This window comes from Alsobacter soli (assembly GCF_003004785.1).
Lineage (GTDB): Bacteria > Pseudomonadota > Alphaproteobacteria > Rhizobiales > Beijerinckiaceae > Alsobacter > Alsobacter soli.
This window is the reverse complement of sequence record NZ_PVZS01000015.1, coordinates 11,695-37,269: the sequence shown is the minus strand read 5'-3', so window position 1 is coordinate 37,269 and position 25,575 is coordinate 11,695. Positions and strand designations below refer to the sequence as shown.

Below are 25,575 nucleotides of genomic sequence, written 5' to 3'. Positions count from 1 at the left end.
GCGCGTGACTGATCATACGGCTGCAGGCGCGCAGTACGCGTGCCTGCTCTGCTCAGACAGTATAGCCAATTTGTTCCCGATCTTGCGCTTGCCAGTAATCGAGATTACCCCAGTACTTTCCAAGATGTGCGTTCATAACTTTCTTGAAATATGCCTTCGCCTTATTCTTCTTCGTCTCTTGGCTGCTATATGCAGCCAAGGCATATCCTAGGATAGCGGCAGAGGTAATGGCGGCGCCCATACCGAACGCCATCCCGCTAAATGTGAAAGGCATTTTCATTGAATAAAGCTTTGCTCCCAATTGGAATGCCCTCGACTTAAAAGTTGTGCCCAGAGCTTCCACGCCTACGGCGGCGACCTTCCATTTGCCCCATTGCGCCATGCCTTCGAAGAAGGGCAGGACTCCACCAAGGAAATTGACGAGCCCGTCCACCAGCTGAAGATCGTAATTGAAATACTTTCCACTCATGACGCTGTATATTGAGACCGCCCCATATCCCACATACAGGCTGCCAGATATCATCCTGCAAACGGATTCGACCTTGTCGAGCTGCGTTCCAATCGCCCCCCAGGATCCAAATGTCTTCAGGTCTTTCTCTACTTTTGTGAGGTCCGCTAGACTTTTCACGATATCTGATGACGCTGCGCTTAAGAGTCTCAGGTTGAAGCCAGCTTTGGTTAGGCCTACCCCCAATCCCATGCCGGCGATAACGAAGCCAAGTCCGTACTTCACCTTGTCATCCCACTGCTTGCCAGGATTCATGCGCATGGCGATAGCGGTCAAGACCGTTCCAACTAAAAACGATGTAATGTGAACGGCGCCCACCTTGAATGCGAAGGTCATTTGCCGGACCTTCATTTTCATGGTGGTCCCAAATTCTCCCCTGTAGGCTTTAGTAACTTCCGCAACGAGTTCCTTTTGGGTGGTGGCCTTGAACTCCAAGCCTGTCTGCTGTTTGTAGGCTTTCTTCGCGTCTTCCAGAGGAAGTTGGTCTACTCGGACCCACTCGCCGTTTGCTGCTTTCAAATAGCAAGCTCCTTCCGTTGACTCCGGTACTATCCACTTGCCATCATTCTTGCCCATGATGTCATCGAGCGCGGTAAGTACCGCCTTCATGACTTCGTCATCGCGGTCCTGGATCGTATTCTGGAAGCGTAGCGTTGAGGATAAAGCACGTACGGCTCGTTGAGCGAAAATGCCGAGCTTATCCATCGGAAATTTGGGCGTGAGCTTGATTCCGAGCTGCTCAAGGAGGGTCTTTCCCACAGCGCGATAGCTTGCGTCGTCTTCTGGAAGCTTGCCATAGAGGTCGACCAGCGTCTGAATGTCCTTCTGGATATCCGGCTGTGTCGCCAGCGTCATGTTCGTCGCCAGTTCCGTCATCAGAGCGTCGACCTTCTCCGGGCTCAGCCCGGGCAGAAGCGAGGCCAGTTGCGCCAGGATGCCCTCCTTGACCTGGTCCATATCGGGCTGGCCCTGTTTCGTCTTGGCGACGTGATCTCTCAGCGCCTTCACGCTCTCCAGGCTCACCAGGGATGAAGCGTAAGTCATGATCTGGTCCTCGAGGCCAGGCACCTTGACGACTTCACTCCGCATCTTGGGGATGATCGACTGCATCAGCCACTGCGAATAATTTTGCTGGCCCAGGATCCCTTCGAGAGCGTTTTTCGCGATTTCACCCGCCTCGTCACCAGTACCCTTCTTCGTAAAGACCTTGAGATCAAACCCGCGGATAACCTTCGATTTGCCTGCTTCTGCCATGCCGATGCCGCTCATAAGGTTCCGCATGACTCTCGCGAGATGAACGCAATCGTCGTGCTGCGTTGTTGGATCAGGGAAGACTCCCTGAACCGCCTGCTTCAAAACTTGCAATTCCCGCGCGTCATCTTGCTTGAGAGACTCGTCGGCCAAGGCATCCCATAATTTGGGATAGAGATTGGAGAGAGCCGTGGCCAAGGGGGTCGGTATCTGCGGAAGCAACGTCTTGGCCATGGCCGCCCTGGTTTGCTCAGGCGTGAGCGTCTCCGATGCGCCCTGACCCGAACCGTCCGTCTCCGTTGAGGACTTCTTCTTCCCGGCCGGCAGAGTCGATGAATCGACGATGCGACTGTACAGCGCCAATCGGATATTCCCGACCGTGTATTTGCCGTCGCCGCTCCTGTTGCCCGGCAGCCCCGTATCCGCGACTTGGCCAACCATCGTGCCCAAGTCCTCCAACTCGAGCATCGTCTCTTTCATCCCGATGGGGAGCGATGTCGATCCCGCGAGGAATTCGTCGATGTTCTGCTTGCTGAGAGTTTCGTAGACTTTGATGTCATCGTCCCAGGTATCTATCCACTTGTCAGACGTTGTAGGGCCAGGGACCGAAAAGAATGGGCTGTAGATCCACACCGCAAGGGCGCCATCGCGCGTTGTGCTTTGCGGCATCAGCGTCTTGCCCTTGAAGGTTCCGTACAATTCCTTATTAATACGCTGCTCCATTGCATTTAGAAGTTTTGTCAGATGGGTCCCTGACGCGTCTTTTTTCTTGGACCAGAAAATCATCTTCTGAAAGATTGGGTTTGCAGAAAGGAATTGGTAGTAGTTGGAAGTGCTTTTACGCGATTCAATGAAGGAATACAGTTCCTCATTGGAGACGCGGTCGCCAGAATGTTTGATCTGACTCCAATCCTTCTGCAATTGCTGTAGCGCATGGAAGGGCAGCAGAACGCCTTCGTAAGGGCTCGCTACCACGCCCTGAGTCGGCTGGAGATTGATCGTGATTGGGGACAGGAAGTGCTGCAGCAGTTGCGAGACGGTCGGCTCCTGGTTGGGCATGAATGTCCCCAGCATCGCCTTGATGACCGCCGCGCCGGGATTGCCGTTCTGCAAGGCTTTGTCCAGAAGCGTCTTCGTCAGTTTGAAGTCGACGACCATGTGCTTGGCGTCGACATTGGTTGTCGCATGCGCCAAACTGGCTACGGCCCGCACGATCGCTCTCAGGGCGTCCTTTGTGATGGGCTGTCCAGGGAGAATCTCGGGGCTCGCGTCAATCGTCGCGATGAGCTGGCTGACGGTCAGCGTCCCTTCCTGAATTTTGACCGGCAGATAATCTCCGTCATATCGCACATCGAGAGGCGCTCGATTCGTGATCGCGGAGATCATGGCGAACGCCCGTCGGTCCTTCATCAGAATGTCGAACGCGCCCTCCAGAGCCACCTTGGATTTCGACAGCGAGAGATCCGAGACCGGCGTGCTCGACTCTTGATCGAGCTTGGCCTTCAGGCCCTGTCCGAACGCGGGAGCCAACATTCCGAGGACCTGCAAGCCTGTCTGGCCTGCGGCGAATTGGGTCGCCATCGCTTTGGCTTGCACAACGATCGACTGGGCGTTTTGGTAGATTCTGGTGCTGTCGAGTGACGTGACTGCCGCCGGTACGGCCTTTTTGGTGTGGACATAGGCAAGAAGGAGCAATGTGTGGGAAAGCGGGTCCTCGTTGTTGCTGGCCTCCAGCTTCAACGTCCTGTGGGCTGCCGTCGCCTCATCGATGATTGTCTTCGCCTGTGCGTCGGTCAGCACTCCCGCGAGGTCGGGAGCCAGTTCACTATACGTGGTTGGAGACTGAAGCACCTTGTCCACGAGGCCCGGCTCATGGAGATACACGAGCCAGGCGCGCTCAATGCCTCTTGCTTTCGTCGTCTCGAGGCGAGCCGCCGTATCGTAGGTGGAGCTTTGATTTTTGCGGATGATAGCGATGCCATCTCCGTAATCGAGCTTCCGGGCGAGCTTGTCGATCTGACCGGCCCAGCGAAGGGCCGTCGCCATTGCTGTGCTTTTGCCGAGCGTTTTCTTCTCTATGTCGGTTAGCTCGCCCAGGGCCGCACGGGCTATAAGCCTGAGCGCGCCGATATAGTTGTCGTGGCTTTTGGTCGATGGCGTCGGGTCGACGGGCACATCGCCAACCTTGCTCAGAATGGCCTGAGCCATGGTTTTGGACATGAGCGGAGACTTGGCATCCCCAGGCGCCTGCGTGATGGTCGCCCATTGCGAGGCCGTGATCGCAGCCGCGCCACCGTTTCCGGCGCCACTGGTCGATACCCGAAGCCCTTTGGCTGCGCTCGCCGGAGCCAGGATATCGAACATGATGTCGGCCATATGGCCCTGGCCTGCTTCGCTTGGATGAATGGCGTCTGTGCCCTTCCGGTAAGCAGCTGCGATATGGCCTTGGGCGTCCAGCATGCCGTCGAACAGATTCTTAACGAAGATGTCCGGCGGACTACCAGGCGCCTTCTTTCTTTTGAACATATAGGCGGCTATGTCCTCGTAAGCACTAGCGATAGCGTCACGATTGGGGCCACCGTAGTTCGATGGAAACTTGAAGCCGCAGATGACGAGCTTAACGTCGGGCGGCACCATGTCGATCAACTGCTTGTAAGCGGCGATGAATTTAGCTGGGTCCACGTTGAAGCGTGCGTCATTGGCGCCGACAGCGAGGACGATTGTCTTCACGCCGGTGTCGATCATGTTCTTAAGTCTTGTTTTGACGTCCCATCCGTACTTCAGATACTTCGCCTGCTCCTGAGGGTCCCTTTGCGTTCCAGTGACGCTGGCTCCGTGCACGCCTGACACCAGGAGGGGCAAGCTCCGGTCACGGAGCTGGGTCGCCCAAGTACGGGGCGGGGCGCTCCCGCCGGCATCATCCCAATAGAACTGCTGGTCCGACAGGCTGTCGCCCACCACACCGATGGTGTTCGCAGGCGCTGGCAATTTGCTCGGAAGGTGAAAATACCCGCTTGCGTCTCTGTAGCCCTGGAACAGGTATGGCTGGAACGTCGTGCTCGCGGAGCTGGGAACCTCCAACTTGGTGACCGCGTAACCGTAGCCGCTCTGATCAGCCGTGATGCGTGAGAGCCTCTGTGCGACAGGCGATGCCAGCTTTTCCCCGGCCACGCCGAGCTTCGAGATCGTTAGGCGGACCGAACCACCTTTGGGCTGGGTATAAGAGATGACGACGTCATCTCCGGCCCGCAGGGTGAGGCTCAGTTGTCCCTTGTCGTCCGCCTTGGCGGAATGTGTTCTGCCCCCTTGCGTGAATTGGACCACGCCGCCCGCCCCCAAGCCCGTGAGTAAAAGCCCATGCGGTGTGTACCCGAATCCTGCCGGCATGCGGATCGCGGTTTTCGGCGTTTTCAAAGCGCCTTCGCTGCCATGATAGCTTTGGAATTGGCCCGGAACCGGCGTGGGATAAGCTTTCGAGCTCTCCGGATACTGCTGGTTTGTTCCAAGCGTAACGCTCCGTTTCTCACCTGGGGTTCCCAGTTTGCTGATGGAGATTGTAAGGCTCGAGGAGACAGATTTCCCCGTGACACTGACCGTGCTGCCAATGGGGCAAGCAAAAACGAGCTGGCCTACTGCGTCGGTTTTGAGAGATTTGTTTTTGGCGCCCGCCGCCACAACCGGCACTGAATTGCCTCGGTCGTCGGTGGCGGTGACCAAAAAGGGCGCGTTTGGCGGCAGGTCGTTGATCTCTACCAATTGATATCCGGCGGGAACCACGAAGGCGCTGGACACCGGCGCAGTGTCCATCGGGGCGCCCTGATCCGTATCAGGATGGTCCTTGTCGTCAAAAATCTCCTTTGGGACGTGGAACGCCGTCTCTGGTACTGGGCCCCTGATGGACGTGGCGCCGTAATAGACCCGGGATAGCCCCTTGATGTTGACGCCGCCTTCGCGTTCTTCCGCCTTCTTTGCGCCGTATGTAATGTTCTTCAAAGTAACGATTGGTACGCCATCGCCGGAATAGCTGTTAGATTCACCTAGCGTGTGTTGTCCTCCGACGGATCGAATGAGAATGGAATACTCTGCTGGCTGGAATCCCTCGATTAGGACTTTATCGCCAACATGCGCGTCGACAAGCAGATGGCCGACCGGGTCCACGCTGACCTTCTTCGTGACAACTTTCGGTAGCGCTTTACCCACCTCGGACCACGGCGTGATCGTAACCGTCACGGGAGTGCCGGGGGGCAAGCCGCGGACCTGCACCAAATGGGGCGCGCCTTTGCTGCCTGTTGCCGCCGACTTGGTCTGCGACGCCGTCACGGTCGTCGCGCTTGGGCCCGCGATCTCGCTCGGCATGCGCAAGGCGAGCTTAGTGGCCGTATCGTATTCCTGTGCGGCGCCGGGAAGCGGAAGTCCGCTGCTCGCTCCCGAGGTGGGATACTGAGTCTTGTGCGACTCAGGTGCGTCTTGATCCGAGACCCAGACGATGGCTCTTCCGCCTCGAAACTTGTTGGTGAACTCGATGTTGAGCTGCTTTCCTGTGATTGCCACGGGTCCGCCGTAAGCCGTGACATCCTTCATGGTGACGAGAACAGGTTTGCCGAGCGGGGCGGCGAAAGTGACAGAACCGTATGAGTTCGTCCGGTGCGGGACGGGCTTTCCGTCAGGGCCGATGGACTTGTAGTAGGGGACGCCGTCGATCTCGATCGAGATGTCCTTGTTCGGCGGCAGGTGGTTCAGCTCGATCTCACGCGTCCCTGCCGCGCCTGCGGCCGGCGTGATCTTCGGGGGGGCGCTAGGCTTGGTCAGACGAATGGCCAGCTCCGGCATTTGCAGGGTGCCGGTTCCGGACCACACCGTCGCCCCGTTCGTCGTGCCGGCGAGCCTCACGGTCGGCTGTCCTGCGGCGGCGTCGCCCAGTTTGGCGATATCGATCTTCAGTTCGCCACTCTGGGCGACCGTGCCCGTGAGGTGGACGGGCATCCCCTTGACGCCCTTCAGGATGGTCTGCCCCGCGGACGACGCCGTCACGGTGGCGGTCGTCACGCCGCCTGTGCCCGCCACGGGCGTGACCTTGTAGACGCCGGGAACTTTGGGATTCTCCAGGGCGATGGTGAAGCTCTGCCCGCCCAGCGACAGCGTGAGATTCTGGTGCGGGTTCTGCCCGTTGAGCACGAAGGCCTGGGCAAGTCCCGGGGCGGCGGGCTTGGGAGTGGGCTTGACAGGGGTCGTCGCCCAAATCCCCTTCTTCATCCTGAGGGCGCCTTTTTGCGGGGCCTTCGGATCCGTCTCGAACCAGGACGTCGCCACCGTGTGGTTTTTCGCGTCGGCTTGCGATGATGTCGCGCTTTTGACCGTTTGCGTGCCCGAGGTACCGAATGTCAGGCTCACGTCGAGCAGACCTTCGGCGTTTCTTGCTCCGAGGTGCTGCGTCTCGATCGTGATGGTATTGACCTTCGTGGTGGCGCCCGTGAGCTTGAGCGGCATGCCCTCGGCGCCGGTGATGCTCAGGCTACCGCTCGCGCTGGCGACCACTTTGGCTGACGTGCTTCCCGTGCTCAGGCTCGTGACTTTGTAAACGCCGTTCTTCCCCTCAAGCGAGAAAGCCTTGCCGCCCAGGGTCAGTGTAAACTCCTGACCACTGGCCAGATCATTGACTTCGAATACGTAGGGTTTGGCCAGCGTCACATCGCTGGCGGGCTTCACGGAAGGTGTGCTTGATTGTGTGGGCTTGGGCCGGCTTGCCGGCGTTACGCTCTTTTTCGCGACCTCCTTCGGGACCAGCAGGGCCAGTTGCGACATGTACAGTTTCTTGTCCGCGTCGGGTCCTCCGCGGTAGTACTGGGCATTCCCGGACTGGCTCACCGTTCCCTTGGCGCCGACGGCTTGGATCACCCCATACGAGTCCTGGGGTTTGAAATCCGGCGACTTGCCAACCAAGAAATGCGCAGGCAAATCGTCCTTATCGAGGTTGCCGAGCGAGGGAATTTCGACTCTGAAGAACTTCCCATTTGCTTGGCCGTTCAGCCTGATCTTCATCCCGACGCCGCCCACGATGGTGATCTGACCATCAGAGTCAGCCGTCAGGCTCTTGATTGGACTCGCCTTCCCGTCGCGGTTCGGTCGCACGATGTACCGCTTCGTGGTCGCGTCGTATTCGACGTAGGCCTCCTTGCCGTCGACCTCGACGGTCATGGCCTGCCCGGGTGTGAAGCCTCTCAGGATGAGCGCATGCGGCGGATACGCCACGGCGTCGGGCATCCTCAAAGCGAGCTTCGACGCGCCGACTAGGAACGTCTTGAACTGGAGTTTCTGGATCGGGTAGCCCCTGCCTTCGCGCTGAGCCGCCGGCTTGGAGTCATCCAGATTGAGGTCGAGCGTGTCGATGGGCTTGGTTGTCTTGGTCGCCTCGTCATAGAGCGACGCCCTGAGGACCGGATTGCCCTTGGCGTCCTTGTCGACATCAACGGTCAAAGACCCGCCGGAAAAGCTCACGACGATCTTGGTCTTCGCCTTCGTCAACGCGATCGCGGGCAGCACTCCTTTGGCGTTGACCGCCAACGTCTTCACGGTCTTGCCGTTCTCGATGATTTCGACCTTCGCGCCGGGCGGCAGGTTGTTGAGTTCAACGGTTTTGGCGGGCGGGGTCGGCGCAGGCGCCGGCGCAGGGGTCGAGGGCTTGACAGTCTTCGGATCACTCGTGGTGCTGGCAGGCTTCGGTGCAGTTGTGACGGCGGCTGTGGCGACCATGTTCGTCTTCCGTCCTTCGAAACGGGCGCGAGGCCCTCAAGTCGGCAGGCCGGAAACGGCCAACGCCGACGCGAAATCGTGATGGTGTCAGGCGTCAGCTGGCGGGTGGCGTGGAGCCTGCGTCAGTCTTTGCGACTGGGGTGCGCCGGCGTTGCCGCTCCGCTGCGGCAAGGGGGCCGCCCGGGGAGCGTTTCCGAAATCCCGCCCTGCAAAGCGGCGAAAAGCGCGTCTCGTTCTTGAGCACCGATCCCCCCTTCGTTAAAATCTTATAAAGAACGTTATTTCAAACAACGGAAAAAAGTCAAATTCGTGCTTCCAAATGTTAGGTGATGGTGTGCGATGACGCCAACTTTTGGTTGAATCGGAGTGCGGGCAGATTGGGGAAGCTGACCGAGAGGCGCTTCGTTCTCCTGGCCGTCCGCCCCGGAACGCGCCGCGACTAAGGGTGGCGCAGGCCGGTTCCCACCCCTTGCAGCGCTCGGGCCGGGGCCGGCGCGCCGAGGCGCGCCTCTCATCGAAGGAGCCACCCGTGCCACGCCGCCACGAGCGGCCCGGAGATATGGGTCCCCTCCGGTCGTAAGCTTCGTCAGAGCTTGGTTATCAAGGCCGAGACAAGCGGCCGATCAGTCCGCCGACGTCGCTTCGATCCGCCTTGCGTCAATCCTCGCCAAGCGGCAGCTTAGCCTAGGGGGTAGCGCGCTATGAACATGTTCATGAAGACAATCGTCATGGCGTTGGCGCTGGCCATAGCAAGCCCCGCTCTCGCCTTCCCAGACAGGATCACTCGAGCCGTGTGAGCTGCTGCCGGTTTCGTGGACACCGAGATTGGGTGTTTCATGAAGCCGGAGGTGGGCGATGGGACGACGCAGGTTTGGACGGGAATTCGAAATCGAGTCCGTGCGGCTGATCAAGGAGCGCGGGGTCAGCGTGGCGCAGGCTGCGCGTGACCTGGACGTGCATGAGAACGTGCTCCGCAAGTGGGTGAAGGAGTTCTCCTCCGATCCCGTGCAGGCTTTTCCCGGGCACGGGCAAATGAAGCCGGAACAGCTCGAGATCGAGCGCCTTCGCCGGGAGGTCGCCAAGCTGAAGGCGGAGCGTGACATCCTAAAAAAGGCCGCAGCCTACTTCGCGAAGGACGTGACATGAGGTTCGCGTTCATTGCAAAGCTCCGGGGGGTCTGGCCGGTGGCGTGGCTGTGCGAAGCGCTGGACGTGTCACGGTCGGGCTTCCATGCCTGGCTTACCCGGCGGCCGAGTGAACGCTCCCGAAGCGACGAAGAGGTCGGCGCCAAAGTGCGGGCCAGCTTCGTTCGGATCGCACCTACGGCGCCCGTCGCGTCTGGCGTGACGTGCTGGCGGAGGGCATCGACTGCGGCCTTCATCGCATCGAGCGTCTGATGCGGGCTCAGGCGCTTCGGGCAAGGCCCCGCCGCCGCGCTCTCCCTAAGGATGACGGACAGCGCTCCACGATCGCCCCCAACAAGCTTGACCGCGAGTTCCACGCGGCGCGCCCGAACCAGCGTTGGATCGCGGTTTCGCCTACGTCTGGACGGCCGAGGGCTGGCTCTACGTGGCCGCAGTCATCGACCTGTTCTCACGCCGTGTCGTCGGCTGGTCGATGAAGGCCGAGATGACGGCGCAGCTCGTGACCGACGCCCTGGTCATGGCGATCTGGCGCCGAGGTAAGCCGGATCCCCTACTGCATCACTCGGACCAGGCAGCCAATACGCGAGCGAGCAGTTCCAACGGCTGATGGCCGACAATGGCGTGGACTGCTCGATGAGCCGATCAGGGAATGTCTGGGAAAACGCGGCGATGGAGAGCTTCTTCTCCTCGCTCAAGACCGTGCGATGATGAGCTGCTGCCGGTTTCGTGGACACCGAGTTAGGCTAGTCCCACATTCTTCTTAAACTCGACCGGGCTGAGATAGCCGATCGTCGAGTGCCTGCGAACCGCATTGTAGAACCGCTCGATGTAGTCGAACACGTCGGCCCGCGCTTCGTCGCGCGTTCGGTAGACGCGGCCCTTGATGGCGGCCCGCGGTGGACGGCCGAGTGGGTTTAGGCTGGACGAACCTGCCCGGCCTCTCCCCATGGCTTTTATGCCGCCTGTCGGGTGCTGCTGAACGAACGTCAATCTCCGTCAACCAAGGTCCGGGCTGTTTTTGCTGAACGACCATGGGAGGTCATAGAAACCAACATCGGTGAGGCGGCTGGGCTTCGGATCGAAGTGACCGCCCAGGGTCTCGCGCTGAGGAAGTCCGTTCCCCATCGCCGCCATCGGCTTCATCGCAGATAGGAACACCGCCGTAGGTGGATCGCTGATTGGTTCAGTGGTCCATCTATGCGTTTTTCGGTGGGTGTATTGGCGGGTGTATCTGCCGAGTGTATTAGGGCAGAAAACCCTTTGCAAACAATGGTCTTCAGGTGCTGGCTGGGGCGGGAGGATTCGAACCTCCGCATGGCGGAATCAAAATCCGCTGCCTTACCACTTGGCGACGCCCCAATGACTCGCAGCCTGCGCTTCGGTCGGCGCGGACCATAGTGGGGTGGTGGGCCCAGCGCAACAGGGATGCGGGGCGTCGCGGCGCGATGGAAAGACGCTCCGCTCGAGGTTGAACGGAGCGCTGTCTCCTCTAGGCTCGCCGGGCTCAGGGAGGAACCACCCATGGCTGAAGAACTCGTGCTCTACACCCACCCGCAGTCGCGCGGGCGGATCGCGCGGTGGATGCTGGAGGAGGTGGGGCAGCCCTACCGGACCGAGATCCTGGAATACGGCGAGGGGATGAAGGCGCCCGAGTACCTGGCCGTGAACCCCATGGGCAAGGTGCCCGCGATCCGGCACGGCCGGACGGTGGTGACCGAGGCGGCCGCGATTTGCGCCTATCTCGCCGACGCCTTTCCCGAGGCGCGGCTCGCTCCGCCGCCCGGCGATCCGCTTCGCGGGCCTTACTATCGATGGATGTTCTTCGCCGCGGGGCCGCTGGAGGCGGCGGCGGTCAACAGGGTCATGGGCTGGGAGGCGCCCGAGGGGCGCGAGCGCATGCTGGGCTACGGCAGCTACGAGGTCGTGCTGAACGCGCTGGAAGGGGCGTTGTCGCAGGGCGACTATCTGGCCGGCGACCATTTCACCGCCGCCGACCTCTATGTCGGCTCTCATCTTGGCTGGGGCATGCTGTTCGGCACGATCGAGAAGCGCCCGGCGTTCGAACGCTTCTGGGCCCGCGTCAGCGATCGGCCCGCGGCTCGGCGGGCCAGCGAGATCGACGACGCGCTTACGCCGGCGCCGTGAGCGTCGGCGCGCCTTTCGGCGCCGCGAACACCCGACGGTAGCGCGCGATCTCGGCGGGCGGGCCGCTCGCCTTTTCGGGGTTGTCGGACAGCTTCACGGCGGGCCGGCCGTTGGTCTCCGTGACCTTGCAGACAAGCTGCAGCGCGCGCAGGTCCGTGTCGCTGCCTTTCGGCACGCAGCCCGCGAAGTCGTTTGTGAGATCGGTGCCCCAGCCGATCGAGACCGTGACCTCCGCGCGCAAACGCCGGACCGAGCGCTCGATGGAGTCGATCGTCATCCCGTCCGACAGGATGATGAGCTTTTCGCGCGTGTCCTGGCCGTGGCGGCGCCACCAGTCCAGGATCAGCTCGGAGCCTTCGATGGGCGGCATGGAGTCCGGCCGGGCTCCTTTCCACGAGGCCATCCAGTCCGGGGCGTTCGCCAGGAACGCGGGGGTGCCGAAGGCGTCGGGCAGGAAGACCAGCAGGTTGCCGCCATACATCTGCGCCCAGTCTTCCAGGACGCGGTAAGGCGCGGCCGCCAGCGCTGCGTCGTCGGGCGCCAGCGCGGCGTACACCATGGGCAATTCATGGGCGTTGGTGCCGATGGCTTCCAGGCCCAGGTCCATGGCGTGCTTCACGTTGGAGGTGCCGATCAGGCTTGCGCCGATGCCCTCCTGCAGGGCTTCCACGCACCAGCGCTGCCACAGGAAGCCGTGGCGCCGGCGTGTCCCGAAATCAGCCAGGATCAGCGGACCTTCCTGCTGCAGCACGCGCAGGCGCTCCACCTTGTCCCAGAGCTTCGCCTTCGCCCGGGCGTAGAGCACGTCGAGCTCGAAGCGATTCATCCGACGCATGGCCGCCCGGGAGCGCAGCTCGTTCAGGATGGAGAGGGCAGGGACCTCCCACAGCGAGGTCTCGCGCCAGGGGCCCTCGAAACGCAGTTCGAACTGCCCGTCACGGGTGGTGAGCTCGTAGTCGGGCAGCCGGAACTCGGCCAGCCAGTCCAGGAACTCCGGCTGGAAGATCTGCTTCACGCCGTAGAACGTGTTGCCAGCCAGCCAGATCAGCTCGTTCTTGGCGAAGCGCAGCGTTCGCACGTGGTCGAGCTGCTCCGTGAGCTCCCGCTGGTCGATCATGTCGGCCAGCCGCACATGCCTGGAGCGATTGATGAGCGAAAAGGTGGCCCGCGTCTCGTAGTGCTTCTTCCAGATCAGCTGCGCCATCAGCAGCTTGTAGAAATCGGTGTCGAGAAGCGTGCGCACGATCGGGTCGATGCGGAAGCTGTGGTTGAAGACGCGGGTGGCGATGTCGACGGCCATGGCGTGCTCGCGTGGGAGGCGCAGGAAGGAACCCTGATCCGCGCCGCGGTCGTGGTTCCGGTCAACCCTTGCATCGCCGGCGGGGTTCCTTGCGCGGTCCGGCGGGGGCGCGCTATTCAGGCCGGGCCCGACCCTACGATGCAATCCCCATGAGCCTCGCTTCCGTCCGCGCCTTTCTGGCCGAGAAGGCCCCAGACCTGTCCATCATCGAGCTCGACGAGAGCACCGCCACGGTGCCGCTCGCCGCGGCTGCCCACGGCGTGGAGCCCGGGCGCATCGCCAAGACGCTTACCTTGCGGGTCGGCGAGCGCGTCTTCCTGGTCGTGGCCCGGGGCGACGCACGGCTCAGCAACCAGAAGGTCAAGGCGGTCTTCGGCGGCAAGGCCTCCATGCTCTCCGCCGAGGAGGCCCATGCGCTCACCGGCCATCCGGTGGGCGGCGTCTGTCCGTTCGGCCTGGCGACCCCGCTGCCCGTATACTGCGATGTGTCGCTCAGGGCCTTCGACGAGGTGCTCCCGGCCGCCGGCGACATCCACGCCGCCGTGCGGATCGCGCCCGAACGGATGGCCGCCATCACGGGCGCCGACTGGGTGGACGTCTGCCAGGAGGTCCCGACTGCCTGACGGTCAGTCGGCAAGCACGCCGAGCCGCCGCAACAGGAGGCGCTCCGCCGCCCCCATGGCGTCGTAGATCAGCACGGCCATGACGCCGACCACGAGCCCGCCCTGGGCCACGAAGGCCGTGTTGTCCGACAGCAGCCCGGCGATGATGACCTCGCCCAGGCCCTTGGCCGCCACCGTGGAGCCGATAGTCGCCGTGCCGATGGCGATCACGGTCGAGAGACGGACGCCTTCGAAGATCTGGGGCGAGGCGAGGGGCAGCTCCACCTCCCAGAGTCGCCGCCATGGCCCCATGCCGGCGCCCCGCGCGGCTTCCATGACGGCGGGAGAAACCTGCTGCAAGCCGCTGAGGGTGTTTTCGAAAATCGGCAGGAGCCCATACACGAACAGCGCGATGAAGGTCGGCGCCTCGCCGAATCCGACCAGCGGCGCCGCGACGGCCAGCACCGCAACGGGCGGAAAAGTCTGGCCGATGTTCACGATCGCCCGGGAGAGGGGCAGGAACTCGGCCCCGGCTCGTCGGGTCACCAGGATGCCCAGCGTGATCGCCAGGACCGCGCTCGCCGCCGTGGCCAGCGCCACAATCCGCAGGTGCGACACGGTGAGGTCGAGCAGGGAGGCTTGGCTGTAGATGGCCGGCGCCCCGTGCTGGGCAAGGGGCGCGAAAACCGGCGCGAAAGCGGCTGGATCGAAGAGGAAGGCGAGCAGCAGGGCCAGCGCCGCGAGCCTCAAGGCGAGCGCCCCGGTCATTGCGGGCGCCCCCGCGCCAGGATGGCCTGGAGCGAGAGCCGGCCCAGGGGCTTCCCGTCTTCGGCTAACACGGCGAGGGCGGGGGCGTCACGCCACACGATCTCCGCCAGGGCCTCGCGCAGCGTTGCGCCGCCATCGATCCCCGGCAGCCCCTCCGCCGGCCCGGCCTCGACGGCCTCGGCGGCGGTCGTCAACGCCAGCAGCCGGTAAGAACGGTCCGAGGATCCCACCAATTGCTGCACATAGGGGGTGGCCGGGCGCAGCAGGAGCTCCGCTGGCGTTCCGCATTGCTGCAGCCGGCCCTCGTTCAGCACCGCGATGCGGTCGCCGAGGCGGAAGGCCTCGTCCATGTCGTGGGTCACCAGCAGGACGGTGGCGCCCAGCCGGCGCTGGAGGGCCTTGAGGTCGTCCTGCGCCTTCAGCCGGATAATGGGGTCGAGCGCGCCGAAAGGCTCGTCCATGAGCAGGATCTTGGGTCCGGCCGCCAGGGCGCGCGCCACGCCCACCCGCTGCTGCTCGCCGCCTGAGAGCTCGTGTGGGTACTTGGAGGCGAACTGCTTCGGGTCGAGCTGCAGCAGGGCCAGCAACTCTTCCACGCGGGCGCGGGTCTTGTCCCTGGGCCAGCCCAGGAGCCGCGGCACCGTGGCGATGTTCTGCGCCACGGTCCGATGCGGGAACAGCCCGTGCCCCTGGATGACGTAGCCAATGCCGCGTCGCAACTGCGGCCCGGGAACCGTGGAGACGTCCACCCCGTCGATCGTCACGCGCCCGGAAGAGGGCTCCACCAGTCGATTGATCATGCGCAGCAGGGTCGACTTGCCCGAGCCGGACTGGCCGACCACGACCGTCATCGACCCGCTCTCGACGGCCATGGACACGTCGTCCACGACCGTCGCCTCGCCATAGCGCTTCGTGGCGCCCTCGATGACGATCATGCGCGCCTCCCGCCGAGCGCGTCGACAGCGGCGTCCAGCAGCACGGCGGCGCAGAAGGCGAGCGCGACGGTCGGGGCCGCCCCGAGCAGCACGAGGTCGATGGCGGTCTGGCCGACCCCCTGGAAGACGAAGGTCCCGAGCCCGCCGCCTCCGATGAGCGCCGCCACGGTGGCGAGGCCGATGTTCTGCACGAGCACCACCCGGACCCCGGCCACGATGACGGGCAGCGCAAGCGGGATTTCCACCCCCCACAGGATCTGGCCGCGGGTCATGCCCATCCCGGCGGCGGCGTCGACGGCCTCCGCCGGCGCCCGGGCGAGGCCCAGGGCCGTATTGGCTGTCACGGGCAGCAGCGCATAGAGGGTGAGGGCCAGCAACGCCGGCGCGGCCCCGATGCCCCGGATGCCGAGGTCGCCCGCGAGCGGAACGGTGCGGCCCAGCCACGCCAGCGGGCCCATCAGGAGCCCGAACAGAGCGATGCTGGGGATCGTCTGCACCATGTTGAGCACGGGCAAGGCTACCCCGCGCAGCTTCCGGTTCAGGTGACAGAGCGCGCCAAGCGGGGCCCCGACCGCTATCGCGGCCGCGACCGAGCCGCCGGCCAGCCAGAGGTGCTGCCGCAACTCGCGCCCGAACACGTCCGCCCGCGTCGCGTGTTCGCGCAGGATGGACAAGGGATCCAGGAGCCCGGACCGGAGCACGAGAGCCGCGCCGAGCGCCGCCGTACCCAGCGCGAGCACGCGGGTGGGCGGGGAAAGACGCAGCCGCGCCAGGGCGTCCGCCGCAAGCATGGCCAACGCCAGCAGCAGGAGCCAGACGGCCGCGCCCGGGGACACGCGCGCGAAGCTGTCGCCAGGCGGGGACAAGGCGGCGGCTCCGAACCCGACGGCCAGGATCAGAGCCGCGAGTCCGCCCAGCGCGCCCACGAGCCGGACGGCGGGCCGTCGGTCGAAGAGCGCCAGGCCGGCCACGAGCGCGAGCGCGCCCAGGAAAGCGCCGGCGCCGGGCGCTCCCAGGCTCTCCACAACGGACTTCGGCGCGCCGGCCGCGATGCGGTTCGCCTTGAACGTCAGGAAGGGCAGGGCGAGCAGCCCGCCCGCCCCGATGAGGCAGAGCAGGGCGCCGAGCCGATCGATGCCGCGCAGCATGGCGACCACGGAGCCCCCGCCCAGCCCGGCCCGTGGCGCATGGGGCGTCGCCGCGCTCACGCGGACCGCCTTACTTCAGCAGGCCCTTGGACTTCAGGTAGTCCTCGGCCACGGCCTTGGCAGGCTCGCCGCCCAGCTGGATGCGCGCGTTGAGCTGCTGCAGCGTCTCCCGCGAGAAGCTCGCGAAGACGGGCTTCAGCACGTCCGCGATCTTCGGGTTCTCCTTCAGCACCGCCTCGCGGATGATGGGCGCGGGCGCATAGACCGGCTGGTCGTTCTTGTCGTCCTCCATGACCACGAGGCCCGAGGCCGCGATGCCGCCATCCGTGCCGTACACCATGGCGGCGTTGACGCCGTTGGTCTGGTCCGCCGCCGCCTTGATGGTCGCCGCGGTGTCGCCGCCCGACAGGACGAGCAACTGCTCGGGCTTCATGGCGAAGCCGTAGGTCTTCTGGAACGAGGGCAGGGCGGCCGCCGAGTTCACGAATTCGGCGGAGCCGGCGAGCTTCACCTGTCCGCCGCCCGCAACCCACTTGCCGAAGTCGCTCATGGTCTTCAGGTTGGCCTTCTGGGCCACGTCCTTGCGCACCGCGATCGCCCAGGTGTTGTTGGCCGGGGCGGGCGTGAGCCACACGATTTTGTTGGCGTCATAGTCGAGCTTCTTGGCGAGCTCGTAGCCCTTCGCCATGTCCTTCCAGGCAGGGTCGTCGGCCTTGTTGAAGAAGAAGGCCGCGTTGCCGGTGTACTCCGGGTAGATGTCGATCTCCCCGGACGTGATCGCCTTGCGCACCACGGGCGTGCCGCCCAGCGTCAGCCGGTCCTGCGTCTTGATGCCGTTCGCCTCCAGCACGATGCGGATGACGTTGCCGAGCAGCGTCGCCTCGGTGTCGAGCTTGGAGGAGACGACGACATCGGCCCGGGCCGCGGAGGCGGCTCCCAGCGCGAGGGTCAACGCGAACCCGATCGTCTTGATGGTCTTGAGCATGGAAGCCCTCGCAAATGGATCGATCTTACAGGCCCCCGCCACCCCAGAGTGTGTGGCGCGCGCCGCGCGGCGGTCAAGCTGGCGCCGGTGTGAACGTGTTCACACGCTCGATCGATGCATCGTGGTTCAATGCACGCAGGAGATGCGTATCTCCTTCTCGACTTCCCTCCGAGACCGCGCCCGCTCCATGAGCGGCGCGAACCCTGCGCCGGCCTCGTGCCGGCGCTTTTTCGTTACACCGCCGCGCCCTCCGGTCGCGGCGTGGGTTCTTCGGCCAGTCGGACGCGCGCAGGCGTCCGCCGCCGCCGGTGGATCTTGTCCATGAGCAGGTAGATCACCGGCGTCGTGTAGAGCGTCAGCAACTGCGACACGATCAGCCCGCCCGCGATGGTGACGCCGAGCGGCCTGCGCAACTCCGAGCCGGGCCCGGTCGCGACGATCAGCGGCACGGCCCCGAGCAGGGCGGCGAGCGTGGTCATCAGGATCGGCCGGAAGCGCTCGAGGCAGGCCTCGTGGATGGCCTCCAGCGGCGCCATCCCGCGCCGACGCTCCGCGTCCAGCGCGAAATCAACCAGCATGATCCCGTTCTTCTTCACGATGCCGATGAGGAGGATCACGCCGATAAAGGCGATGATCGACAGCTCCATCCCGGTGCTCTTGAGGGCCAGCAGCGCACCGAGCGCCGCGGAGGGTAGGGTGGACAGGATCGTGAGCGGGTGCGCCAGGTCCTCGTACAGGATGCCGAGTACCAGGTAGACCGTCACCAGGGCGATCAGCACCAGCATGGGCTGCGAACCGGCGCTCTGCGCGAAGGCCTTCGCGTCGCCCGCGAACTCGGCGTGCAGGCCGTCGGGCAGGTGCATGGCCGCGACCGCCTGGAGGATGCGCCGCTGCGCCTCGGCGGCGAGCACGCCGGGCGCCATGTCGTACGTGATGGTCGCCGAAGGAAACTGGCCCTGGTGGTTCACCACCAGCGGCGCGAGCGTGCGCTCCACCTTGGCGACGGACGACAGGGGCAGCTGAACGCCGCCTGCGCCGCTCACATAGATGTTCGCCAGGTCGCTGGGGTCGCGCTGGAAGCGCTCGTCGACGTCCATGACGATCCGGTACTGGTTCCGGGCCGTGTAGATGGTCGAGATCTGGCGCTGCGCGAAGCCGTTGTTGAGCGCGTCGTCGATATCCTGGATGCGGACCCCGAGCCGCGACGCGGCCGCGCGGTCGATGACCACGCTGGCCTGCAGCCCGTTCGGCTGCCGGTCGGAGGACACATCCACGAGCCCGGGGATCGCTTGAATCGCTTCCAGCACCTTGGGGGCCCATTGCACCAGCTCGGCGTAGTCCGGGTCCCAAAGCGTGAACTGGTTGGGCGAGTTGCCCTGTCGCCCGCCGACCCGCACGTCCTGGCTCTGGAACAGGAAAACACGGATGCCCGGCACGGCCGCGAGCTTCCGGCGCAGCCGGTCGATGACGAGGTTGGTCGCCACCCCGCCGCGCGCGTCCAGCGGCTTCATGCTGACATACATCTGCCCCTGGTTCACCGAGCCCGACCAGCCGCTGGACCCAACGGTGGAGCCCACGCCCGCGATGGCGGGATCTTCTTCCACAATCGCGGCCACCCGTTCCTGCAAGGCCAGCATGGCGGGGAAGGAGATATCGGTTGAGGCCTCGGTGAAGCCGAACAGCAGGCCGGTGTCGTCCTGCGGAAAGAAGCCCTTGGGCGTTTTCACGAACAGGTGCACGGAGGCCGCCACGGTGGCGAGCAGGATCAGCACCGCCAGCGTCTTCTGGCGCAGCACCACCGACAGGCTGGCGTCATAGAAGCGCACCAGCCCGGCGAGCGCTCCCTCCACGACACGGTCGAGCAGCCGCTGCCGGCCGTCCCCCGCCGGCGTCCGCGCGCAGATCATGGGCGTCACCGTGAGGGACACCAGCGTGGACACCACGATGGTGAAGGCCAGCGTGAGCGCGAACTCGCCGAAGAACTTCCCCATCACGCCGCCCATCAGGAACATGGGCGAGAACGCCGCCAGCAGCGACAGGCTGATGGCGACCACCGTGAAGCCGATCTGCCGCGCCCCCTCGATGGCCGCCTGCATGGCGCCCATTCCGGCCGCCCGGTTCCGGTCCACGTTCTCGATCATCACGATGGCGTCGTCCACGACAAAGCCCACCGACACCGCCAGCGCCATCAGCGAGATGTTGTCGAGCGAGAAGCCCGCCGCCCACATGGCCGCGGTCGCGCCTGCGAGCGCCAGGGGGACGGTCACGCCGGCCGCCAGCGTCGGCGTGAGCCGCCGCAGGAACAGGAACACCACCAGCATCACCAGCCCGACCGTGGCCGCCAGCGTCCACTGCATGTCGTCCACGCTGGCCCGTATGGTGACCGTGCGGTCGGACAGGGTGTTCACCGTGATCCCCGCCGGGATCCAGCGGCCCAGCTCCGGCAGGAGCGCCTTGATCTGGTCCACGATGGCGATGACGTTCGCGTCCGCCTGCTTGGTGATGGTGATCAGCACGGCAGGCTTGCCGTTGTAGCTTGCCGCCGAGCGCCGGTTGCGCGTTCCAGGCTCCACCGTGGCGACATCCGCGAGCTTGACGCTGACGCCGTTGCTGCTCCTCACCAGCAGCTTGCCCACGTCCTCCGCCGTGCGCAGCTGGGCGTTGGTGGCGATGGCGAACAGGCGCTGGTCGCCGTCAATGGAGCCGATCGGCGCCAGGGCGTTCGCGGCCGTGATCACGGTCCGCACCGCCTCCATGGAAACCCCCATGGCGGCGAGCCGGCTCGGATCGATCTTCACCCGGATGGCTGGCTGCTCAGCGCCGGCCACGCTGACGTCGCCGACTCCGCTCACCTGCGCGATGCGCTGGGCGATGACGCTGTCAGCCGCATCGTAAATCGCGCTGGGCGCGACGGTGTCGGAAGTGAGCGCCAGGATGAGCACTGGCGCGGCCGCCGGGTTCATCTTGCGGAAGGTCGGCAGCGTCGGCAGGTCGCCCGGGAGGTCTGTGGCCGCCGCGTTCAGCGCCGCCTGGACGTCGCGCGCGGCGCCGTCCACGTTGCGGCTGGCGTCGAACTGCACGGTGATGTTCGCCATGCCCAGCGAGCTGCGCGACGTGATCTCCGTGACCCCCGCGATCTCGCCCAGCCGCCGCTCCAGTGGCGCCGCCACCGTGGCCGCCATCGTCTGCGGGTCCGCCCCCGGGCGGCTTGACGAGATGCGGATGGTCGGCAGGTCCACCGTCGGCAGGCTCGCCACGGGTAGGAACTGGTACGCCGCCAGCCCCATCAGCAGCAGCCCGATGGCCAGCAGGGTCGTGCCCACCGGCCGCCGAATGAAGGGCTCCGAGATGCTGAACCCGCTCATGAAGGGGCTCCGCGAAGCTCTCCCCCGTCCTTGCGAGCCGCAGGCGAAGCAATCCAGGGGCGGCGCGCGCCGATGCGTCCTGGAATGCTTCGTCGCTGCGCTCCTCGCAACGACGATTGAGGGTGCGAGCTCACGGCCGAGCCTCCCCGGCCGCCGCGGGCTTCGCCTCGCCGGTGGCGATGGCCGCGCCGCCCAGGCGCAGGCGCAGGCGCTCCAGGCCGAGATAGATGACCGGCGTCGTGTAGAGCGTGATCAACTGGCTCAGCAGCAGGCCGCCCACGATGCTGATCCCGAGAGGGTTGCGCAGCTCCGACCCGACGCCGCTCTCCACGGCCAGCGGCAGGGCGCCGAACAGCGCGGCGAGCGTGGTCATCATGATGGGCCGGAAGCGCAGGAGGCACGCCTTCACGATGGCGTCGCGCGGCGACAGACCCTCCGTGCGCTCGGCCTCCAGCGCGAAGTCGATCATCATGATCGCGTTCTTCTTCACGATGCCCATCAGGAGCACGATGCCGATGAGCGCCACGATGGAAAGGTCCTGCCCAGTCAGCATCAGCGCCAGCAGCGCGCCGACGCCGGCGGAGGGCAGGGTCGACAGGATCGTGATCGGGTGGATGGCGCTCTCGTAGAGCACGCCCAGCACGATGTAGATCGTCACCACCGCGGCCAGGATCAGCCAGGGCTGCCCGGCGAGCGAGCGGCTGAACTCGGCCGCCTCGCCCGCGTATCGCCCCGTGACCGAGGCGGGCATGCCGATGTCGGCCTCCGCCCGCGCCACCGCCGCCACGGCGGCGCTGAGCGCGGCGCCGGGGGCCAGGTCGAAGCTGATCGTCTCGGCTGGGAACTGCTCCTCGTGCTGCACCACGAGCGGCGCCGTGCGCGGCTTCACGGTCGCCACTGCCGAGAGCGGGACCTGCGCGCCCGCGCTCGTGGACAGATAGAGCCGCTCGATGGAGCGACTGTCCGCCTGATAGCGCGGCTGGGCCTCCAGGATCACGCGGTACTGGTTCGCCTGCGCGTAGATGGTCGAGATCTGCCGCTGTCCGAAGGCGCTGTTCAGCGTGTCGTTGATCGTCTGCATGGAGACGCCGAGGCGCGCGGCGGCGTCCCGGTCGACGTCCACGAAAAGCTGCCCGCCGCCTTCGCCACCCTCCGTGGCGACGTCCCGAAGGGCGGGCTCGCCTCGCAGCCGCTCGGCGAGCCTCGCCGCCCAGCCGGTGACCTCCCCTGCATCCGCGCCGGTCAGCGTGTACTGGTAGGCCCCGCGGCTGGTCCGGGTGGTGATCTGCACGTCCTGCACCAGCTGGAACGACACCCGCGCGTCCGGGATGCCGGCGACGCGCTCCTTCAGCCGGGCGATCACCTGCTCCGCCCCGGCGGAGCGCTGGTCTCGCGGCTTTAGAGTGATGGTGAGCCGCCCGGTGTTCGGCGTCAGATTCGTGGGCCCCACGCCCGCGACGGCCGCGACCCCGGCTACATCCGGGTCGCGCCGGATTGCCTCCGCGGCGGCGGTCTGGGCCCGCAGGATGGCCGCGAAGGAGGCGGTCGGCTCACCCTGGGCCACGGCCGTGATGAGTCCCGTGTCCTGCGGCGGCAGGAAGCCCTTCGGCATTGAGACATAGAGCCAGACGGTCAGCCCCAGCGTCACGGCCGTGATCAGCAGCATCAGCCCGGACCGCCGCAGCGCCCAGTGCAGGCTGCGCCCGTAGCCCCTCGCAACTCCGTCGAAGACGCCGGCGAACGCCCGCACGATCAGGCCGGGTCGCCGCTCGGCCAGGCCTTCGTCGCCCGCCCGCAAGAGGCGGGCGCACATCATCGGCGTCAGCGTCAGGGACACCACGGCCGAGATCACCACGGCGAGCGTCAGCGTCAGCGCGAATTCGCGGAACATGCGACCGACGATGCCGGTCATGAACAGCAGCGGAATGAACACCGCGACCAGGGACAGCGTCAGCGACACGACCGTGAAGCCGATCTCGCGCGCGCCCTCCAGCGCCGCCGCGAACGGCTTCTCGCCCCGCTCGATGTGCCGGACGATGTTCTCGATCATTACGATCGCGTCGTCGACCACGAAACCCGTCCCGATGGTCAGGGCCATCAGGGACAGGTTGTCGAGGCTGAAGCCCATGAACCACATGGCTCCGAAGGTGGCGACCAGCGACAGCGGCAGCGCCACCCCGGCGATGACCGTCGCCCGGATTGTCCGCAGGAACAGCAGGACGACGAGCACCACCAGCGCCACGCTCAGAGCCAAGGTGAACTGAACGTCCTTGATGGACGCGCGGATCGTCCCGGTGCGGTCGTGCAGCACGGCGAGCTTCACGTCCGCCGGCAGGGAGCGCTGCAGGCGCGGCAGCTGCTGCTGCACCCGCCGGACGGTCTCGACCACGTTGGCGCCGGGCTGGCGCTGGATGTCGATGACGATCGCCGGCTGCCCGTCCGCCCAGCCGGCCACCTTCACGTTCTCCAGCCCGTCCACAACGTCGGCCACGTCGCGGAGCAGCACGGGGGCGCCGTTGCGGTAGGCGACCACCACGTCGCGGTAGGCGTCCGCGCTGGTCACCTGGTCATTGGCCGCGATGGTGTAGGACTGGTGCGCGCCGTCGAGCGAGCCCTTTGGCCCCGCCACGTTCGCGTTGACGATCGCGGTCCGCAGGTCCTCCATCCCGATGGAGTAGGCGGCGAGCCGCTGCAGGTCCGCCTGAATGCGGATCGCCGGGCGCACGCCGCCCTGCACGGACACGTGCCCGACGCCCGTGATCTCGCTGAGCCGCTGCGACAGCAGCGTGTCCGCCATGTCGCTGAGCTGGCGGATCGCATAGGTGGGCGAACTCAGGGTCAGCGTCAGGATCGGCGCGTCCGCCGGGTTCACCTTGGCGTAGGTGGGCGGGTAGGGCAGGGACTTCGGCAAGGTTGAGGCGGCCGCGTTGATCGCGGCCTGCACGTCCTGGGCGGCCGCGTCGATGTCGCGGTCCAGGTTGAACTGCAGCGTGACCTGGCTGATCCCGAAGGCGGATGACGAGGTCATGCTCGCCATCGACGGGATCTGCCCCATCTGCCGCTCCAGCGGCGCCGTCACCAGCGCGGCCACCGTCTCCGGGTTCGCGCCAGGGACCTGGGTGGTGATCTGGATGGTCGGAAAATCCACCTGCGGCAGCGAGGAGACCGGCAGGTTCAGGTAGCCCAGGACGCCGCCGATCAGCACCGCGATCCCGAGGAGGGATGTCGCGATCGGACGGCGGATGAAGGGCGCCGAGATGCTCATGGGGCCGGCTGCTGCTGTCCGCTGGCCTCGCGCCGACGCCCGCCTGTCGGCGCCGCTCCGGCCGGAGGCCCGCCCGCCCCGGGTTGCCCGTCGGCCTGCGGCCCGCCGCCCTCGCGCCGCCTGCGGCCCTCGCCAGAGCCGGCGCCGCCGCGCGGAACCCGCCCGCGCACGTCCTGGTGGATCTCGGACGGCGCTGCGCCCTGGCCCTGGGGCGCCGACACGGCGACACGCGCGCCTTCGGCAAGCCGGGCGAAGCCGGTGGTCACCACGCGCTCCCCTGGCTGCAGGCCGGAGGCGACCACCGTCTCTACGTCGTCCTGCTGGCCCACCGAGACGTCCCGCACCGTCACGGTGTCATCGGACTTCACCACATACACGAACGTCCCCTTCGGCCCGCGCTGGATGGCTGCGGTCGGCGTCGTGACGACCTGCTTCAGCGTCTCGACGAGCAGGCGGACATTGACGAAGGCTCCCGGCCACAGCCGCAGCTCCTTGTTGGGGAACTCCGCCTTCAGCCGCACGGTGCCGGTGGTGACGTCCACCTGGTTGTCGACGACCTGCAGCGTTCCGCTGTCGATCGCGCCCTTGCCCTCCGGGTCCATCGCGTCGACCCGCAGCGGCGAGGCGGCGTGCGCCTTGATGATGCGCGCGAGCTGCTGCTGCGGCACGCTGAACAGCGTCGCGATGGGTTGGATCTGGGAGATCGTCACGAGGCCGGTCGCGTCCGATTGCTTGACGATGTTGCCTTCGTCCACGTTGCGGATGCCGGTGCGCCCGTCGATCGGGGAGGTGATGGACGTGTACCCCAGCGTCGCCTTCGCGCTGTCGATGGCGGCCTGGTCCGACTTCAGCTGCGCCTCCAGCTGCGCCACGGTGGCGCGCTGGGTGTCCGCCTGCTGCTTGGTGACGGCGTTGGTCTCGGCGAGGCGCACATAGCGCTCCAGGTCGCGCCGGGCGTTCTCCAGCTGCGCCTGGTCCTGCGCCTTCTTGGCCACCGCCTGGTCGAATTGCGCCTGGTAGGTGGTCGGGTCGATGCGGGCCAGCACGTCGCCCTTGCGCACGTCCTGCCCCTCCCGGAACAGGATCTGGACCAGCTGCCCGTCCACCTGCGGCCGCACCGTCACGGTGTTCAGCGGCCGCGCCGTGCCCACGGACTCCAGGTAGACCGGCACGTCCGCCAGCTTGGCTTCCACGGCCATCACGGCCACGGGCGGACCGCCGGGCGCGTCGGGCCCGCCGCCGCGGCGACGGCCGCCGCCCGGCCCGCCCGGGCCGCGCTCGCGCACGCCCTGGCTCTCCGACCCCGGCCAGAAGTGGTCGACCGCAATGGGGCCCACCAGCGCGGCCACAATGGCGATCATCGTCAGCGGGACCGCGACCCGCCACCCCCTGCTCATTCCCTTCACTC

At 65.6% G+C, this 25,575-nt stretch carries 11 protein-coding genes, 1 tRNA gene and 2 pseudogenes; 3 read left to right on the top strand and 11 right to left on the bottom strand.

The window, feature by feature from the left end; all coding sequences use genetic code 11:
- Window positions 1-52: 52 nt before the first annotated feature.
- Window positions 53-8,509 (bottom strand): SGNH/GDSL hydrolase family protein, encoded by an 8,457-nt coding sequence (locus SLNSH_RS14630; protein WP_106337751.1) that lies wholly within the window; start codon window positions 8,507-8,509, stop codon window positions 53-55.
- A gap of 855 nt (window positions 8,510-9,364) precedes the next feature.
- Here SLNSH_RS14630 and SLNSH_RS14625 point away from each other — a divergent pair.
- Window positions 9,365-10,359, top strand: a pseudogene (locus SLNSH_RS14625) (IS3 family transposase); the annotation flags it as partial.
- A gap of 33 nt (window positions 10,360-10,392) precedes the next feature.
- Here SLNSH_RS14625 and SLNSH_RS14620 read toward each other — a convergent pair.
- Window positions 10,393-10,530 (bottom strand): annotated as a pseudogene (locus SLNSH_RS14620) (IS3 family transposase); the annotation flags it as partial.
- Window positions 10,531-10,938: 408 nt separating this feature from the next.
- Window positions 10,939-11,013: transfer RNA gene (locus SLNSH_RS14615), tRNA-Gln, on the bottom strand.
- A 162-nt stretch (window positions 11,014-11,175) separates the two neighbouring features.
- Between SLNSH_RS14615 and SLNSH_RS14610 the strand changes: the two genes are divergently transcribed.
- Window positions 11,176-11,799, top strand: coding sequence for a glutathione S-transferase family protein (locus tag SLNSH_RS14610; RefSeq protein WP_106337750.1), 624 nt, complete (start codon window positions 11,176-11,178; stop codon window positions 11,797-11,799).
- On the opposite strand, the gene SLNSH_RS14605 is transcribed toward SLNSH_RS14610, so the two are convergent.
- A complete protein-coding gene (locus SLNSH_RS14605; protein WP_106337749.1) occupies window positions 11,783-13,099 on the bottom strand; it encodes a nicotinate phosphoribosyltransferase in 1,317 nt (438 codons plus the stop codon). The two genes, SLNSH_RS14610 and SLNSH_RS14605, sit on opposite strands and share 17 nt — an antisense overlap.
- Window positions 13,100-13,248: 149 nt before the next feature.
- Here SLNSH_RS14605 and SLNSH_RS14600 point away from each other — a divergent pair, with 149 nt between their 5' ends.
- On the top strand, window positions 13,249-13,722 hold the full coding sequence (locus SLNSH_RS14600) for a YbaK/EbsC family protein (RefSeq protein WP_106337748.1): 474 nt from the start codon (window positions 13,249-13,251) through the stop codon (window positions 13,720-13,722).
- 3 nt (window positions 13,723-13,725) lie between these two features.
- Here the strand turns inward: SLNSH_RS14600 and SLNSH_RS14595 are convergent, their stop codons facing one another.
- From SLNSH_RS14595 to SLNSH_RS14565, 7 genes are all read right to left on the bottom strand, one after another.
- Complete coding sequence (locus tag SLNSH_RS14595; protein ID WP_106337747.1) at window positions 13,726-14,469, bottom strand: ABC transporter permease; 744 nt, start codon at window positions 14,467-14,469, stop codon at window positions 13,726-13,728.
- Window positions 14,466-15,404 carry an ABC transporter ATP-binding protein gene (locus SLNSH_RS14590; protein WP_106337746.1) on the bottom strand — a complete coding sequence of 313 codons (939 nt, stop codon included), beginning with the start codon at window positions 15,402-15,404 and terminating at the stop codon, window positions 14,466-14,468. Before SLNSH_RS14590 ends, SLNSH_RS14595 begins: the two co-directional genes overlap by 4 nt.
- On the bottom strand, window positions 15,401-16,612 hold the full coding sequence (locus SLNSH_RS14585; RefSeq protein WP_245422355.1) for an ABC transporter permease: 1,212 nt from the start codon (window positions 16,610-16,612) through the stop codon (window positions 15,401-15,403). Before SLNSH_RS14585 ends, SLNSH_RS14590 begins: the two co-directional genes overlap by 4 nt.
- 10 nt (window positions 16,613-16,622) lie before the next feature.
- Window positions 16,623-17,537: a glycine betaine ABC transporter substrate-binding protein OsmF gene (osmF, locus tag SLNSH_RS14580; protein ID WP_106337745.1), complete on the bottom strand. Its 915-nt coding sequence runs from the start codon at window positions 17,535-17,537 to the stop codon at window positions 16,623-16,625.
- Between the two features lie 233 nt (window positions 17,538-17,770).
- On the bottom strand, window positions 17,771-20,902 hold the full coding sequence (locus SLNSH_RS14575) for an efflux RND transporter permease subunit (RefSeq protein ID WP_106337744.1): 3,132 nt from the start codon (window positions 20,900-20,902) through the stop codon (window positions 17,771-17,773).
- Window positions 20,903-21,032: 130 nt separating this feature from the next.
- Window positions 21,033-24,167: an efflux RND transporter permease subunit gene (locus SLNSH_RS14570; protein WP_106337743.1), complete on the bottom strand. Its 3,135-nt coding sequence runs from the start codon at window positions 24,165-24,167 to the stop codon at window positions 21,033-21,035.
- Window positions 24,164-25,564: an efflux RND transporter periplasmic adaptor subunit gene (locus SLNSH_RS14565; RefSeq protein ID WP_106337742.1), complete on the bottom strand. Its 1,401-nt coding sequence runs from the start codon at window positions 25,562-25,564 to the stop codon at window positions 24,164-24,166. The genes SLNSH_RS14570 and SLNSH_RS14565 overlap by 4 nt, the downstream gene beginning before the upstream one ends.
- Between the last annotated feature and the right edge of the window lie 11 nt (window positions 25,565-25,575).